Annotated in this window: 15 protein-coding genes; 5 read left to right on the top strand and 10 right to left on the bottom strand. The window is 63.1% G+C overall.

Features of this window, described 5'->3' with window-relative positions:
• Positions 1-130: 130 nt before the first annotated feature.
• Positions 131-1,369: an MFS transporter gene (locus HJY11_RS07325; protein ID WP_208075334.1), complete on the top strand. Its 1,239-nt coding sequence runs from the start codon at positions 131-133 to the stop codon at positions 1,367-1,369.
• Positions 1,370-1,432: 63 nt separating this feature from the next.
• Here the strand turns inward: HJY11_RS07325 and HJY11_RS07320 are convergent, their stop codons facing one another.
• The 7 genes from HJY11_RS07320 to HJY11_RS07290 all read right to left on the bottom strand — a co-directional run bounded on the left by HJY11_RS07320 (position 1,433) and on the right by HJY11_RS07290 (position 8,820).
• Positions 1,433-2,059 (bottom strand): flavodoxin family protein, encoded by a 627-nt coding sequence (locus tag HJY11_RS07320; RefSeq protein ID WP_208075333.1) that lies wholly within the window; start codon positions 2,057-2,059, stop codon positions 1,433-1,435.
• Positions 2,060-2,243: 184 nt separating this feature from the next.
• The gene (clpB, locus tag HJY11_RS07315) at positions 2,244-4,868 is read right to left on the bottom strand and encodes an ATP-dependent chaperone ClpB (protein WP_208075332.1); all 2,625 of its coding nucleotides are present in this window, start codon (positions 4,866-4,868) and stop codon (positions 2,244-2,246) included.
• A 209-nt stretch (positions 4,869-5,077) separates the two neighbouring features.
• Positions 5,078-5,707, bottom strand: coding sequence for an ABC-2 transporter permease (locus HJY11_RS07310; protein WP_208075331.1), 630 nt, complete (start codon positions 5,705-5,707; stop codon positions 5,078-5,080).
• Positions 5,704-6,567: an ABC transporter ATP-binding protein gene (locus HJY11_RS07305; protein ID WP_208075330.1), complete on the bottom strand. Its 864-nt coding sequence runs from the start codon at positions 6,565-6,567 to the stop codon at positions 5,704-5,706. The genes HJY11_RS07310 and HJY11_RS07305 overlap by 4 nt, the downstream gene beginning before the upstream one ends.
• 7 nt (positions 6,568-6,574) lie before the next feature.
• A complete protein-coding gene (locus tag HJY11_RS07300; protein ID WP_208075329.1) occupies positions 6,575-6,949 on the bottom strand; it encodes a GntR family transcriptional regulator in 375 nt (124 codons plus the stop codon).
• 360 nt (positions 6,950-7,309) lie between these two features.
• Positions 7,310-7,951 carry an ECF transporter S component gene (locus HJY11_RS07295; protein WP_368041554.1) on the bottom strand — a complete coding sequence of 214 codons (642 nt, stop codon included), beginning with the start codon at positions 7,949-7,951 and terminating at the stop codon, positions 7,310-7,312.
• A 74-nt stretch (positions 7,952-8,025) separates the two neighbouring features.
• Positions 8,026-8,820, bottom strand: coding sequence for a type III pantothenate kinase (locus HJY11_RS07290; protein ID WP_208075327.1), 795 nt, complete (start codon positions 8,818-8,820; stop codon positions 8,026-8,028).
• Positions 8,821-9,193: 373 nt separating this feature from the next.
• On the opposite strand from HJY11_RS07290, the gene HJY11_RS07285 reads away from it, so the two are divergent.
• From HJY11_RS07285 to HJY11_RS07270, 4 genes are all read left to right on the top strand, one after another.
• Entirely contained in the window at positions 9,194-9,811 is a 618-nt protein-coding gene (locus tag HJY11_RS07285; protein WP_208075326.1) for an ECF transporter S component, read from the top strand.
• A 113-nt stretch (positions 9,812-9,924) separates the two neighbouring features.
• A complete protein-coding gene (locus HJY11_RS07280; RefSeq protein WP_243764303.1) occupies positions 9,925-10,713 on the top strand; it encodes an energy-coupling factor transporter transmembrane component T family protein in 789 nt (262 codons plus the stop codon).
• Positions 10,710-11,564 carry an energy-coupling factor ABC transporter ATP-binding protein gene (locus HJY11_RS07275; protein WP_208075325.1) on the top strand — a complete coding sequence of 285 codons (855 nt, stop codon included), beginning with the start codon at positions 10,710-10,712 and terminating at the stop codon, positions 11,562-11,564. The genes HJY11_RS07280 and HJY11_RS07275 overlap by 4 nt, the downstream gene beginning before the upstream one ends.
• On the top strand, positions 11,564-12,373 hold the full coding sequence (locus HJY11_RS07270; protein WP_208075324.1) for an energy-coupling factor ABC transporter ATP-binding protein: 810 nt from the start codon (positions 11,564-11,566) through the stop codon (positions 12,371-12,373). The genes HJY11_RS07275 and HJY11_RS07270 overlap by 1 nt, the downstream gene beginning before the upstream one ends.
• 226 nt (positions 12,374-12,599) lie before the next feature.
• Here the strand turns inward: HJY11_RS07270 and HJY11_RS07265 are convergent, their stop codons facing one another.
• The 3 genes from HJY11_RS07265 to HJY11_RS07255 all read right to left on the bottom strand — a co-directional run bounded on the left by HJY11_RS07265 (position 12,600) and on the right by HJY11_RS07255 (position 14,883).
• Entirely contained in the window at positions 12,600-14,015 is a 1,416-nt protein-coding gene (locus tag HJY11_RS07265; protein ID WP_208075323.1) for a carbon starvation CstA family protein, read from the bottom strand.
• A 200-nt stretch (positions 14,016-14,215) separates the two neighbouring features.
• Entirely contained in the window at positions 14,216-14,371 is a 156-nt protein-coding gene (locus tag HJY11_RS07260; protein WP_208075322.1) for a hypothetical protein, read from the bottom strand.
• Positions 14,372-14,739: 368 nt separating this feature from the next.
• Positions 14,740-14,883, bottom strand: a complete 144-nt coding sequence (locus HJY11_RS07255; RefSeq protein WP_208075321.1) for an OadG-related small transporter subunit — start codon at positions 14,881-14,883, stop codon at positions 14,740-14,742.
• Positions 14,884-14,886 lie beyond the last annotated feature (3 nt).

Below are 14,886 nucleotides of genomic sequence, written 5' to 3'. Positions count from 1 at the left end.
GGAGTGGCGGCTCTCCCCCGGTGGCCACAGCGGCCGCAACAACTGCTCCTGTGCGGAGCAAATTTTTTTCGCAAAATACATACCGTCGGTTGGTATTAAAAATCGTCTTTCCGCTGACAAGGAGGCACCGATGAAAACAACATCTCCCCCCAAACTCTTTCACCGCGACTTCGCCCTGGTGGCGATCGGCCAGATCATCTCCCTCTTCGGCAACGCCATCCTCCGCTTCGCCCTCCCCCTCTACCTGCTGCGCCAAACCGGCTCGGCGGCCCTCTTCGGGCTGGTGAGCGCCTGCTCCTTCCTGCCGATGATCGCCCTCTCCTTTCTGGGCGGGGTGCTGGCCGACCGGGTCAACAAGCGCAATATCATGGTGGCGCTGGACTTCTTCACCGCCCTGCTGGTCCTCTCGGTCTACCTGGGGCTGGGGCGGCTGCCCCTGGTCCCCCTCATCCTGGTGGCGCTGATGCTCCTCTACGGCGTCAGCGGCACCTATCAGCCCGCCGTGCAGGCCAGCATCCCCGCCCTGGTGGAGGGGGAGCAGGTGCTGCGGGGCGGGGCGGTCATCAACCAGATTTCCTCCCTCTCGGGCCTGCTGGGCCCCATCGTGGGGGGGATGCTCTTCGGCGCCTTCGGCATCTTCCCCATCCTCGCCATCAGCGCCGCCTGCTTCTTTGCCTCGGCGGTGATGGAGCTCTTTATCCGCATCCCCTTCACCCCCCGGGAAAAGGGGCCGGGGGCCTTGCAGATCGTCCGCGCCGACCTGCGCGACAGCACCCGCTACATCCGCCGGGAAAAGCCCCTCCTGGCCAAGGTCATCCTGCTGGTGGCCGCCATCAACCTGGTCATGACCTCGGTGATGACGGTGGGCCTGCCGGTGGTGGTGGTGGACACCCTGGGGATGAGCGACCGGATGCTGGGGCTCTTTCAGGGCATCGGGGCCCTGGGCGGCCTCTGCGGCGGCCTCTTTCTCGCCGCGGCGGGCAGCCGTCTCACCCTGCGCCGCTCCCCCCAGCTGCTCCTCCTCTGCAGCGCCTTTGCCGGGGGGCTGGCCCTCCCCTTGCTGCTGGGCCTCTCCCCCGCCGTCAGCTTCTGGCTCATCACCGCCTTCAGCTTCTTCATCATGGCCCTGGCCACCGTCTTCAGCGTGCAGATGATGGCCGCCGTCCAGCTGGAGGCCCCGCCCCAGCTGGTGGGCAAGGTCATCGCCCTGATGATCGCCCTCTCCATGTGCGCCCAGCCCCTGGGGCAGGCCGTCTACGGCGCCCTCTTCGAGCAGTTTCCCGCCGGCGGCGGCGCCATCCTCCTGGCGGCGGCCCTCCTCTCCGCCGGGCTCTCCATCCTCTCCCGCCGCATCTTCGCCGACACTTAAGCACCCCCGCGCACAAAAAAAGGGCGCACCCTCTCGGGTGCGCCCTTTTTGGCGGCTTTTTACCTAGCGGATGAAGTTGGTGCGCAGCGGCGCTTCGGGGGCCGGCGGGTTGACGCCCGCGGCCTTCCCCGCCTCGATGCAGCGCAGCAGCCAGGCCATGTTCCGGCCCAGGGTGCGCATGATCTGCAGTCCCTCTAAGTCCTGGCGGACCTCCTCCGGGGTGTTGCCGTGCACCATGTTCCAGTACTGGGAGGAGACCACCGGCATCTTGGCGATGGTGAAGTACTTGTTGAGCGCGTCCAGCGAGGCGGTGGTTCCCGCCCGGCGGGCCGAGGCCACAGCCGCCCCCGGCTTGTAGGCAAAGGCGGCGCTGCCGGCGTAAAAGGCCCGGTCCAGCACCGAGAGGATCCGCCCGCTGGGGTGGGCGTAGTAGACCGGGGTGCCAAAGACAAAGCCGTCGGCCCCCTCGGCCTTTTCGATGAGGCGGTTGACCACGTCGCTGTCAAAGACGCAGCGGCGCTCCATCTTCCGGCAGCCGCCGCAGCCGATGCAGTCGCGCACCGGGTCGGCCCCCAGCTGCAAAATCTCGGTCTCCACCTGCTCGCCCTCCAGGGCGGCGGCCACCTCCGACAGGGCGGTAAAGGTGCACCCGCTCTTATTGGAACTCCCGTTGATCAGCAAAACTTTCATCAGGCTGCTCTCCCTTCTCGCGGTGGGCGGCCCCGTCCGGGCGGCGGGTGGCCTGTCCCCACATCTCTGTGTTTCAGTATAGCACGGCCGCCCTCTTTTTTCCAAATGATTTTTACCGCGGCAAAGGGGCCCGGCCTCGGCGCTCTCGCACCCGCTGCCGGGCCCCTCCCCGCCTGCCAAAAAATCAGAGCGCCTGCAACTCGCCCTTGGGCTCGGCGGTCAGCTGGCAGCCGTCGTAGTCCACCGCGATGGTGGTGCGGGGCGCCAGCTCGGCGCGGATGATCAGCCGGGCGATCAGGGTCTCCACCTTGCTCTGGATGAAGCGCTTGAGGGGCCTGGCGCCGTAGACCGGGTCATACCCCTGGGCCACCACGTACTCCTTGGCAGCGGCGGTCAGCTCCACCGACAGCTGTTTGTCCGCCAGCCGGCGGCGCAGGTCTGCGATCTGCAGCTCCACAATGCCGGCGATCTCCTCCCTGGTGAGGGGTTTGTAGAAGACGATCTCGTCCAGCCGGTTGAGGAACTCGGGCCGGAACTGGCGGCGCAGCATCCCGTTTACCTCCTCCTTGGCGCCCTCGGAGATCTGCCCGTCGGGGCCGATCCCCTCCAAAATCGCGCCGGAGCCCAGGTTGGAGGTGAGGATGATGATGGTGTTTTTAAAGTCCACCGTCCGCCCCTGGGAGTCGGTGATCCGCCCGTCGTCGAGCACCTGCAAGAGGATGTTGAAGACGTCGGGGTGGGCCTTCTCCATCTCGTCAAAGAGGATGACGCTGTACGGGTGGCGGCGCACCTGCTCGGTCAGCTGGCCCCCCTCCTCGTAGCCCACATAGCCCGGAGGCGCGCCGATGAGGCGGGAGACGGCAAACTTCTCCATGTACTCGGTCATGTCGATGCGCACCATGCTGCGCTCGTCGTCAAACAGGGCCTGTGCCAGGGCCTTGGCCAGCTCGGTCTTGCCCACGCCGGTGGGCCCCAAAAAGAGGAAGGAGCCGATGGGGCGGTTCGGGTCCTGGATCCCCGCCCGGGAGCGGAGGATGGCCTCGGAGACCTTCTCCACCGCCTCGTCCTGCCCCACCACCCGGCGGTGCAGCTCCTCGGGCAGCCGCAGCAACTTGTCGCGCTCCCCCTCCACCAGCCGGGAGACGGGGATCCCGGTCCAGCGGCCGACGATCTTGGCGATCTCCTCGTCGGTGACCCGGTCGCGCAGCAGGCTGCCCGCCCCCTTCTGGCCCTGCTCGGCGATCTTCTCCTCCTCTTCCAGCTCCTTTTTCAGGCCGGGCAGCCGCCCGTATTTCAGCTCGGCGGCCCGGTTCAAATCGTACTGCCGCTCCGCCTGCTCGATCTCGGCGCCCACCTGCTCGATCTCAGCGCGCAGGTTCTGCACCTTGGAGATGGCGCTCTTCTCGTTCTCCCACTTGGCCTTCATCTCCTTGAACTGGGCCCGCAGGTCGGCCAGCTCCTTTTGAATCTCCGCCAGGTGCTCCTGGGAGAGGCGGTCGGTCTCCTTCTTCAGGGCCGCCTCCTCGATCTCATACTGCATGATCCGGCGGGAGATCTCGTCCAGTTCGGCGGGCATCGAGTCGATCTCGGTGCGCACCATGGCGCAGGCCTCGTCCACCAAGTCGATGGCCTTGTCCGGCAGGAAGCGGTCGGTGATGTAGCGGTTGGAGAGGGTGGCCGCGGCGATGAGGGCGGCGTCCTGAATCTTCACCCCGTGAAATACCTCGTAGCGCTCCTTGAGCCCCCGGAGGATGGAGATGGTGTCCTCCACGTCCGGCTCCTCCACCATCACCGGCTGGAACCTGCGCTCCAGCGCCGGGTCCTTTTCGATGTACTGGCGGTACTCGTCCAGGGTGGTGGCGCCAATGCAGTGCAGTTCGCCCCGCGCCAGCATCGGCTTCAAGAGGTTGCCCGCATCCATGGAGCCCTCGGTCTTGCCCGCCCCCACAATGGTGTGCAGCTCGTCGATGAAGAGGATGATCCGCCCCTCGCTCTTCTTCACCTCTCCCAAAACGGCCTTCAGCCGCTCCTCAAACTCGCCCCGGAACTTGGCCCCTGCCACCAGGGACCCCATGTCCAAGGAGAAGAGCTTGCGGTCTTTTAAGTTGTCGGGCACATCCCCCCGGGCAATGCGCAGGGCCAGCCCTTCGGCAATGGCGGTCTTGCCCACGCCGGGTTCGCCGATGAGGACCGGGTTGTTCTTGGTCTTGCGCGAGAGGATGCGGATGGCGTTGCGGATCTCCGCGTCCCGGCCGATGACTGGGTCCAGCTTCTGGGCGCGGGCCAGCTCCACCAGGTCCTGCCCGTACTTTTTCAGGGCGTCATAGGTCTCCTCCGGGGTGTCGCTGGTGACCCGGGTATTCCCCCGCACCGACGACAGGGCGGCCAGGAAGCTGTCCTTCTGTACCCCAAATCGGCTCCAAATTTCCCGCATGGCGGCGCTGGGCCGCTCCAACAGCCCCAGCAACAGGTGCTCCACCGAGACGTACTCGTCCTGCATCCGCCCCGCCTCGGCCTCGGCCTGCACCAGGGCCTGGTCCACCTCCTGCGAGACGTAGATTTTGTCCGGCTCCCGCCCGGGGCCCGAGACGCCGGGCATCCCCTCGATGCGCTGGCGCAGGGCGGCGCGCAGGGCCTCCAGGTCGCAGCCCATCTTTTTGACAAGGGCGGGGATCAGCCCCTCAGGCTGTTCCAGCAGGGCCGAAACCAGGTGCTCCTGCTCGATTTGCACATTGCTGTGCTCTATGGCCAGGCTCTGGGCGGTCTGCACCGCTTCCAGCGATTTCTGTGTCAGTTTGTTGGCGTTCATTGGAACCACCCTCCCATTCTTTTCAACTTATTAGCAGTCTATCTTCTTGAGTGCTAAACACAATATACCCGATTTCTGTGTACAAATTATGAACGCCACAAAAATATTTTTGACTTTTTCTGACCTTTTGTTTTTTCCCCTTTTTAGACGACAAAAAAGGGCGGCTCCCCTCCCTTGCGGAAGAGGGCGCGCCCCTTTCACCCGGTTCTCTAGAATTCTTTTTTGGCGTAGATGCGGCAGGAGACCCCATAGGAGATCAGGGCCAGCCCTACCATCGCGGCGGCGAGCAGTCCCACCCAGAGCCCCGCCGGCAGCTGCGGCAGGGCGGGCAGTTTGAGGGCGGCAAACTTTTCCGCCAGAAAGGTGACGGCAAAGACGGCGGCCATGGCCGCATAGAGGATGATGCGGCTCTTCTCCGCCCCCCACTTAAAGGTGGGCGGCAGCAAAAGCAGATTGAAAAGCACCCCGACGCAGGCGGTCAGCCCCGCCGCCATGGCGTTCTCCACCATGTTTTCCGGGCGGATAAAGGAGTACCCGACGGTGATGAGGAAGGCGATCACACCCCCCAGCAGGGGCATTCCCACCCCCAGCGCGTACTTGGAGAGCACCACCTTGTTCCGGCTCACCGGCAGCGCGGCGACATAGGCCGGCCAGCGGGCCAGGTCGTCGTAGGAGAAGGTGGTGATACAGAGGATGGAGAGCATCATCACCATGATCCCGATGATGAAGGCAGAGCTGCTCATCCCCAACCCCAGCGCCGCCATCCCGATCAGGTAGAGGATGTAAAACTTGGCCGATTTGCCGAAGATGCAGAAATCCTTGAGCAACAGTCCCCTCATCTCTTCTTCCCCCTTATAAAATAGAGTACCATTTCCTCCAGAGAACAGCGGTCAAAGACCAGCCCCTCAAAGCGGCGGCGGTTTTCCTCGCTGCGCTCCACCAGCGCGTCAAAGCCAAAACTGGTCTCCCGCAGGCCGATGAGTTCACTGCGCTCCAGCCGCTCCAGCTGTTCCCGGGTGCCCTTGAGCACGCTGTAACCGTAGAGAAGGGCGTCCTTCTCCTCACAAAAAATCAGTTGGCCCTCGTCCAGCAGGGCGATGTAGTCGGCCACCCGCTCCAGATCGCTGGTGATGTGGGAGGAGATGAGGATCGAGCGCTCCCCGTCGCCGATGAACTCGGCAAAGATGTCCAGTATCTCGTCGCGCACCACCGGGTCCAGGCCGCTGGTGGGCTCGTCGAGCAGCAGCAGCTGGGGCGCGTGGCTCAAGGCCGCGGCGATGGAGAGCTTTGCCTTCATTCCCCGGGAAAAGTTCTTGATGGACTCTCCCGGCCGCAGGCCGAAGCGCTGCAGGTAGCCGGCAAACTGCCCCTCGTCCCAGTTGGGGTAGATGCCCGCCATGATCTTGGAGACCCTTTGCGGGGTCAAAAAGTCGTGAAAGGCGCTCTCGTCCATCACCACCCCCAGCTGCCGCTTGATGGCCATCTCCTCTTTTTGGTTGTCCATCCCCAGCACCGAGATCTCGCCGCTGTCCCGGGCGATCAGGTTTAAAATCAACTTGAGCAGGGTGGTTTTGCCCGCGCCGTTTTGCCCCACCAGGCCCATGATACAGCCCTTGGGCACACTCAAATTTATGTCCCGCAGGGCAAAGGAGCCGTAGCTCTTGCCAACCCCGCGCAGTTCCAAACAATTTTGCGTCATCGCACTCTCACTCTCCGCTGTAAAGCAATGTCACCAGCTGTACCAACTCCCGCTCCGACACGCCGCAGCCCCGGGCCAGCTCGACGGCTTTGGCCAAGCTCTCCTCCAGGGCGCGCATCCGCTCCTCCCGGGCGAATTCCAGGTTTTTTTCGGCCACAAAGCTGCCCCGCCCGGGTTGGGTGGTGAGGAATCCCTCCCGCTCCAGCTCCTCGTAGGCGCGCTTGGTGGTGATCACGCTGATCTTCAGCTCCCGGGCCAGCAGCCGCATGGAGGGCAGCGCCTCCCCCGGCTGTAAGACCCCGGTCAAAACCCTGTCCTTGATCTGGTCGACAATCTGCTGGTAGATGGGTTTGTCGCTGGAATTTTGGATGATGATGTCCATGGGTCACCTCAAACACAGAATATATCGATATATTGTATATACAGTATATATACAATCAGCACAGTTGTCAATATCTTTTTTCACCTGGAAAAAGGTTCCCCCGCCCCGCCCGTGGACAAAAAAGGCCCCTGCCTTTGGTCCGGTTCAAACAGGGGTAGGTCTTATGCTTTTTTCTATATCATTGAAATGCGGAAAAAGGGGGGCGGCATCCCGCCCCCGGACAGCTAGGTCACCTGTGTGCGCGGCGCGCCGGGCAACCGCACACCCGGGTATCGGCGCGGCAGCGGCGTCCCCCTTCCCGCAAAAGGCCCCCGGCACAGCGACTGTGCCGGGGGCCTTTGTCTAAATTGTTCTCTTTTCTCAACCGGCCTGGGGACTGCCCCGCCCCCGCAACGCCAGCAGGGGCCTACAGACCGCGGTGGAGAGAATGGCCGCCACCAGGGCTTCCGGCACCCCCACGGTCCCCACCAGGGCGGCGATCCACCCGAAGAGGGCGCTGTAAGCCACCCCCTGGGCCGCCGCGTAGGCCGGGCCGAAAAAGAGGTAGATCCCCCCCATCACCAGCAGGGTGTTGCAGAGGGAGCCCGCCACCGCCGCCAGGGCCATGGCCGCCGTCTTTCGCCGGCCGCCCCGGGCGATGGCCCGGTAGCACAGCCCCGCCACCACCCCGATGAGGATGCGGGGGACCAGGCAGATCACCAGGCTCCACAGGTTGCCGCGGGTCTCCCCCACCCCGTAGAAGGGGGAGAAGACAAAGCTGCTCAAGTTGGGCTGAAAGGTATTTTTCAGCAGGCTGGTGAGCCCGAAAAATCCCCCCAGCACCCCGCCGGCCTTGGGGCCCAGCAGAATCCCCCCGACGATCACCGGGATGTGGACGGTGGTGGCGTTGATGAACCCCAGGTTGATGTAGCCCAGCCAGGGCACCGCCGACAACACCGCAATCAGTGCGGCCAGCAGCGCCATCTGTACCAGGACGGTTGTTTTTTGTCTCGTTTTTGACACAGCGCATTCCTCCTGCTGCCGTTCCCGCATGAAGGGCGGGATACAGCGCATATTCTGGGAAAAGAGGGCCGGGGTTATTCGCCGCCCCGGCGCTCCGCTGTATTTTTCCGATAGATGGCCGCAAGGCCCCGCAGCAGCAGGTGCTCTTTTAAGAGGAAGGGCGCCCGGCAGTAGGGCTGCACCAGGGCTGCCCACCGCCCGCAGAGGTAGAGGGGGCAATCTCCCCCCAGCGCCTCCTGCAGCCGGCCGGCCATCCCGTCGAGCATGGCGGCGTGGCCGTGGAGCAGGCCGCCCCGCATGGCCCCCACCGTGTCGCTTCCCAGGGGGGGCGCAAAGCCCCCCTCCAGGGCGATCTCCGGCAGGCAGGCCGCCCTCTCCCGCAGGGCCTCCAGCGAGAGGGCCAGGCCGGGCATCACAGCGGTGCCCCGCAGGGTGCCGCCCTCCCCCAGGGCCACGGCGGCGGTGGCCGTCCCCAGGGAGAAGGCCGCACAGGGCCCCCCTGCCAGGGTCAGCGCCCCCACCGCCAGGGCCACCAGGTCGCTGCCGGTGGCCGCCGGGTTCTGGGTGCGGATGTCAAGGCCCGTCTTGACGCCGGGTCCCAACACCAACCTGCGCCCCCCCGGTTTCACCAGCAGGGCGGCCGCCTCGGCCGCCGCCTGGCGCAGCGAGGGCACCACGCAGGAGAGGATCGCCCCTGCAAAGGGCTTCTCCCCCCCGCCGGCCAGGGCCAGCGCCTGGCGGATGTGCAGGGCCAGATCAAAGGCGGTTGCGCCCTTGCGGGTGGCGGTCTGCGCGACAAAGCGCAGCTCCTCCCCCGCGAACGCCCCGGCCGAGATGGCGGTATTGCCCACATTGAGCGCAAGCAGCATAGCAAGGTCCTCCCCCTTGTGACAATCAATCGGAAAACCAGCGGATTTCCCGGTGTCAGTGTACCCCATTTGGGGCCGATTGTCAAGGCCGCGCCGTCCCCGCCTTTCCCCTGCCCCCCCCTCCCGGTGCGCACCGGCGGGCTGCACCGGGGAAAAGCGCGAAAAAAGAACCCTCCACCTTGTCAAAACCGCTTTTGATTTTTTGGTAATTTCGATAAAATAAAAGAAAATGATTGATTTTTTTGTTGACCACCACTATACTGTGGGTAGTGGTATTTACAGTTTGTTAACAAGAGGGAAGCGCTTGTCGAGGTCGTTTCCCGCCTTGTTTGGCAGGCCGAACGGATCACAACTTTTGAGGAGGTACGCATCCATGAAAAAAATGAACAAACTGGTCATCTTCTTAATTCCCATCGGCATTGCAGTCAACTTCGTGGGTGGGCAGATCGCCATTCTGCTCAAACTGCCGCTCTATCTGGACGCCATTGGCACCATTGTGGTGGGCGCGCTCTGCGGCGGCGTCCCCGGCGCCCTGGTCGGTCTCATCACCAACCTGCTCAACGCCATCACCTCGCCGACCACCCTCTACTACGCGGTGCTCAACGTGGCCTTCGGCTTTGTGGCCGGTTGGTTCTCCAAGCTCGGCATCTTTAAGAGCCTGTGGAAAACCCTGCTGTCTGCCCTGGTCTTCGGCTTTATCGGCGGCGTCATCGGCCCCTGCATCACCATCATCTTCCTGGGCGGCTACGGCGCCAACGCCACCGGCCTCATTACCGGTGCCCTGGTCGCGGCCGGCTGGTCGGTCGCTCCCGCCTGCTTTGCCTCTGAGGCCTTTGCCGACTTGCTCGACAAGATCCCCACGGTGATCATCGTCTTCATCATCCTCAAGAGCATGCCCAACCGCTTCCTCACCAAGCTGCCGCTCGGCCACGTCTACATCGGTGCCAGCGGAGCCGGGGAGGACGACGACGAAGAGGAAGAGACCCTCTAGAGTCCCCTCTCCCTCCCCAACCTCGACTGCAAAAAAGACAGGCCGCTGGGTGAGCAGCGGCCTGTCCCTTTTCCCAAGACACCCCCATTTTCAACACAAAGGAGTGGATCGGTTTGGATCTGGATTTTGCCTATTCCTTTAAAAATCCCCAGCTCTATAAAAACTGGCTGATGGATGTCAATCCCCTCAACAAACTCAACTTCTGCGCCGTGATGGCGGCCGTGGGCTTTATCCTCCCCTACTGGTGGATCGGCTACGCCATGATGGCGGGCTACCTGATCCTGGCGGCCAGCGCCGGGAAGTTTGGCCCCTTCTTCAAGATGTTTTACAAGGTTTTTTTGCTGGTGGGGGCCATCCTCTTTTTGATGCGCGCCATGTTCACCGAGGGCTCCACCATCCTCTTTTCCTGGGGCAATATCCACGTGAGCGTGGAGAGCATCTTCTACGGCCTGCGGGTGGCGGGCACGGTGGTCGCCTTCTGTGCGGCGGTCATCCTCTTTTACAACATCACCCCCATGCGCGATTTGATGTACTCCCTCGAGCGCGTCGGCGTCTCTCACGAGACCTCTTACATCTGCCTGGCCTCCATGCAGGCCATCACCGACTTGGGGGAGAGCTCCAAGGTCATCATGGACTCCCAGAAGGCCCGCGGCATTGAGACCGAGGGCGGCCTCATCAGCCGGATGAAGGCCTTCATCCCCATCATTGGGCCGCTGGTGCTGGGGGCCATCTCCAACACCGAGGAGAAGTCCATCGCCATGGACGCCCGCGCCTTCTCCGCCCCGGTGAAACACACCTTCTTGCGGGAACTGCGCAAGACCCCGGCTGCCGAAAAGGCGGTCATCATTCTCATCGATCTCGCCCTTGTGGCGGTCATTGTGGGGAGGGTTATCTGGCTATGAGTTTTATCACCTTACAAGACGTCTCCTACAAATACCCCCTGGCCAAGACCTTTGCCCTCAAGCATGTGGACCTGACCTTTGAAAAGGGGAAATTTTACGGCATCATCGGCCAGAACGGGGCCGGCAAAACCACCCTGTGCAACCTGGTGCGGGGGCTGGTCCCCCACTTCTACGGCGGCTCCCTCACCGGCAAGACGATCATCGACGGCACCAATGTCAAAAAGTGGGACACCGACCAGCTGGCCACCCAGATCGGCTATGTCTTTCAAAATCCCTTTACCCAGATCAGCGGTGTCAAAGAGACCGTTTTTGAAGAGATCGCCCTGGGCCTTGAAAACCTGGGCATCCCCAAGGACGAGATGATCGAGCGGGTCATTCGCGTCTGCAAGCTGCTGAAGATCGAGGACCTCATCAAGCGCGACCCCAACGCCCTCTCCGGCGGGCAGCGGCAGCGGGTGGCCTTTGCCGCCATCATCGCCATGGACTCCGACACCCTGGTCATCGACGAACCCACCTCCCAGCTCGACCCCGAGGGGACCGCCGACGTCTTCGCCATCATCCAGCTGCTCAAGGAGCAGGGGAAGACGGTGCTCCTCGTCGAGCACAAGATCGACCTGTTGGCCGAGTACGCCGACGAGATCGTGGTGCTGGAAAAGGCCCAGGTGGCCTTTCAGGGCCCCGCGCAGGAGGTGCTGCAAAACCCCGCCCTCCTGGAACACGGCGCGCAGATTCCCCAGGTGGCGCTGCTGGGCAGCCGGCTGCAGGAAAGGGGCATCGGCCTGGGGCGCATCCCCATCACCCAAAAAGACGCCATCGCGGCCATTGAAGAGAGATTGGGGGGAGAGAGCTGATGGCTATTGAACTGAAGGACGCGTCCTTTACCTACCCCAACGGCTACACCGCCGTTGAGCACCTGAACCTGGTCATCGAGAGCGGCGAAAAGGTGGGGATCGTCGGCCAGAACGGGGCCGGCAAGACCACCGCCGTCAAGATGATGAACGGGCTGCACAAGCCCTCGGGCGGCGACGTCATCGTCGACGGGGTCAACACCAAGGAGAAGACCACCGCCCAGATTTCCACCTATGTGGGCTATGTCTTTCAAAATCCCGACGACCAGATTTTCAACAAGAGCGTCATCGCCGAGATCGAGTACATGCCCCGCTACCTGAAGATGGAGGAAAAGGAGGTCAAGCGCCGGGTGGAGCGGGCGGTCGAGCTCACCGGCATCGCCAAATACCTCAAGAAAAACCCCTTTGACATCCCCTACTCCACCCGCAAATTCGTGGCCATCGCCGCCATCCTGGCCACCGAGACCCCCTACCTCATCCTCGACGAGCCCACCGCCGGGCAGGACGCAGAGGGGATCGCCATCCTCTCCCACCTGATCGACGCCCTGCAGGCCGAGGGGCGCAGCGTCATCACCATCACCCACGACATGGAATTCGTGGCCGACAACTTCGACCGGGTGGTGGCCATGGCCCAAAAGCAGATCATCGCCGACGGCAGCGCCCGCGACATCTTCTGGAATGAAGAGGTGGTGCGCACCTCCCGCATCCGCAAGACCGCCATCGGCGAACTGGCCAAAGAGCTGCAGATCGGCGAGCGCATCCTCTACTGCGACGAGATGGTGGAGGAGATCGCGCGGCGGCTGGGGCAGTGAGCCCTCCTCCCGCCAAAAGCAAGGGTACCCGGAACACCGCCTTGGTGTTCCGGGTACCTTTTTTCTGCCGCGGCGGTGGCGCGAGGGCTATCCGCCGCCCGAGGGCCAGCACTGCCGCGCCGGCACAGAGGGTCTTTTTCGGGGACGGGGGTCTCCCCGCGCCCGCGTCGGGAACCGGATCGGCGTCCGACAGCAACTCGAGGGACGACAAACGGGGACAAGGAGGCTATCGCGCGCGCCGGCGATGCCGCCGGAGGGCCAGTACAAAGGCGGCCCCGCAGAGGAGGGCGAAGGCTGCCCCCAGAGGGTAGGCAAGGGCCGGGGCCAGGCGCAGCCCCTCCTTGGCCATGAGGATGTAGGTGCCGCTCACCCCGGACATGAAAAGGGCGGGCAGCGCTGCCAACAGACAGGCCGCACCGGGCCGCTCCCGGCTGATATACACCGCCGCCGCCCAGAGGGCAATCATGGCAAGGGTCTGGTTGGCCCAGGAGAAGTACCGCCAGACCATGTCGAAGTTAAGCTGGGTCAGCATCGCCCCTGCCGCCAAAAGGGGGACGGTGAGAAGGAGCCGCTTGCCGATTTTGCTCTGGTCCAGGTGAAACCAGTCGGCCAGGGTGAGCCGGGCACTGCGAAAGGCCGTGTCCCCCGAAGTGATGGGACAGGCCACCACCCCCACCACCGCCAGAACGCCCCCTACAACTCCCAGCAGGGAGGTGGCAATTTCATATCCCACCCCGGACTGGCCCAGCGAGGCCAGGGCGTTTTGCAAACCGCCGGTGGCCCCGTAAAAGGCCACCCCCGCCGCCGCCCAAATCAGGGCGATCACGCCTTCGGAGACCATGGCGCCGTAGAAGACCTTGCGGCCATCCCGCTCGCGCTTCAGACAGCGGGCCATCATGGGAGACTGGGTGGCGTGAAAACCGGAAACCGCCCCGCAGGCCACGGTGACAAACAGGTAGGGCCAGACAGGGGTCCCATCCGGGTGGAGGTTTTGCAGGGTGAGCTCTGGTAGGGCATACCCCTGCCAAACCAGTCCCCCGGCAATGCCGGCCACCATCACCAACAGCACCACCCCAAACACCGGGTAGAGCCGGCCGATGAGCTTGTCGATGGGCAGCAGGGTGGCCAGCAGGTAGTACAGCAGGATAACTGCCACCCAGAAGGGGGTGCCCAGCTGGGCGGGGGTGAGCATGGCGATGAGGGCGGCCGGACTGGTAACAAAGACCGCCCCCACCAGTACCAACAGAAGCACGGAAAAGACCCGCATGACTTGCTTCATTCCCGCACCCAGATAGCGGCCCACCATCTCGGAGACACTCGCGCCCCCCAAGCGAACCGAAATCATCCCGGTGAAGTAATCGTGTACCGTGCCCCCCAGGATGCAGCCAAATACAATCCAGAGAAAGACCACCGGGCCGAACACCGCCCCCATCAATGCGCCGAAGATAGGGCCGGTACCGGCGATATTGAGCAGCTGGATTAAAAACACCTTCCAGGTGGGCATCTCCACGTAGTCCACCCCATCGGCCAGGGCCGTGGCCGGGGTGGGCCGGTCATCGGGTCTGAAGACCCGCTCCGCCAGCCTGCCATATAGGAAATAGCCGCCCACCAGCAGGGCAAGGGAAATCGCAAAGGTGATCAAAAAGATCTCTCCTCTCACAAAAACACTGTCGACAAAGAACAGCTGCCGCGCTGAAAGAAGGCAGATATTTTTCTAATTTTATCACACTTGATCCGTTTTGGGAAAGGGCTATCGCGCAGATGGCACAATTGGCGCTCAATTGGCATCCGCAAAGCTCTCACCCATCCCAAAAGAGCAGGGTCTGGCTGCTCCCATCCACATCAGCGCCATCCATGGAGACCGGCCACGGCGCCCCTCTGGATAGAGGTGGTGCCGGTGGCCACCGGCTTGCCGCCCTGCTTGCGCTTCATCACCGGCATGGGCAGAGCTGTGGCCCCTCCATCTTCTTGACAGCGGTGCCGGTGTCGCGATCGCATATATGTACCCCACATCTCCTTTATCGGCTTCACTCTGCGCAGTGGATACGGATGGTTGAAAAAATACGGGTTTCCGTCCTGGATGGACTTTGAACACAACGTGCAAAAAGGCTGGTTTGCTTTTCGCAAACCAGCCCAAAAAACACCTGCAAACTTTCTCTTTGCCGAACAGATGAAACACCTGCCTAGGCACTGCCGATCACTATGCCATTTGGCCAAAATACAGACATAGCCCCTCTCCCCACAGCGGCCGCCCAGCAAATTGGCGGCAGGCGGGGGCATCTCTCTAAAAGGCCTGTTTTGGCAGCCGGGGGCAAAAGAGAGGGGGGCCGCACCGGGCGGCCCCCCTCTCTTCGCGCCGGACGGCGCTATTTGGAGTTCTCCCCCCGCTCGGGGAAGAACTTGCACAGCAGCTTGATGCTCAAATAGATCACCAGGATAACGGCAAAGATGCCGCCCATCCCGTAGCCCATGACGGGCAGGGTCGATAAAAATTCGGGAATATGAAACACAGC

It is taken from the genome of Bittarella massiliensis (ex Durand et al. 2017) (assembly GCF_017566145.1).
GTDB lineage: Bacteria > Bacillota > Clostridia > Oscillospirales > Ruminococcaceae > Bittarella > Bittarella massiliensis_A.
The sequence above is the reverse complement of the archived record's forward strand: the minus strand, read 5'-3'. Positions and strand labels throughout refer to the sequence as shown.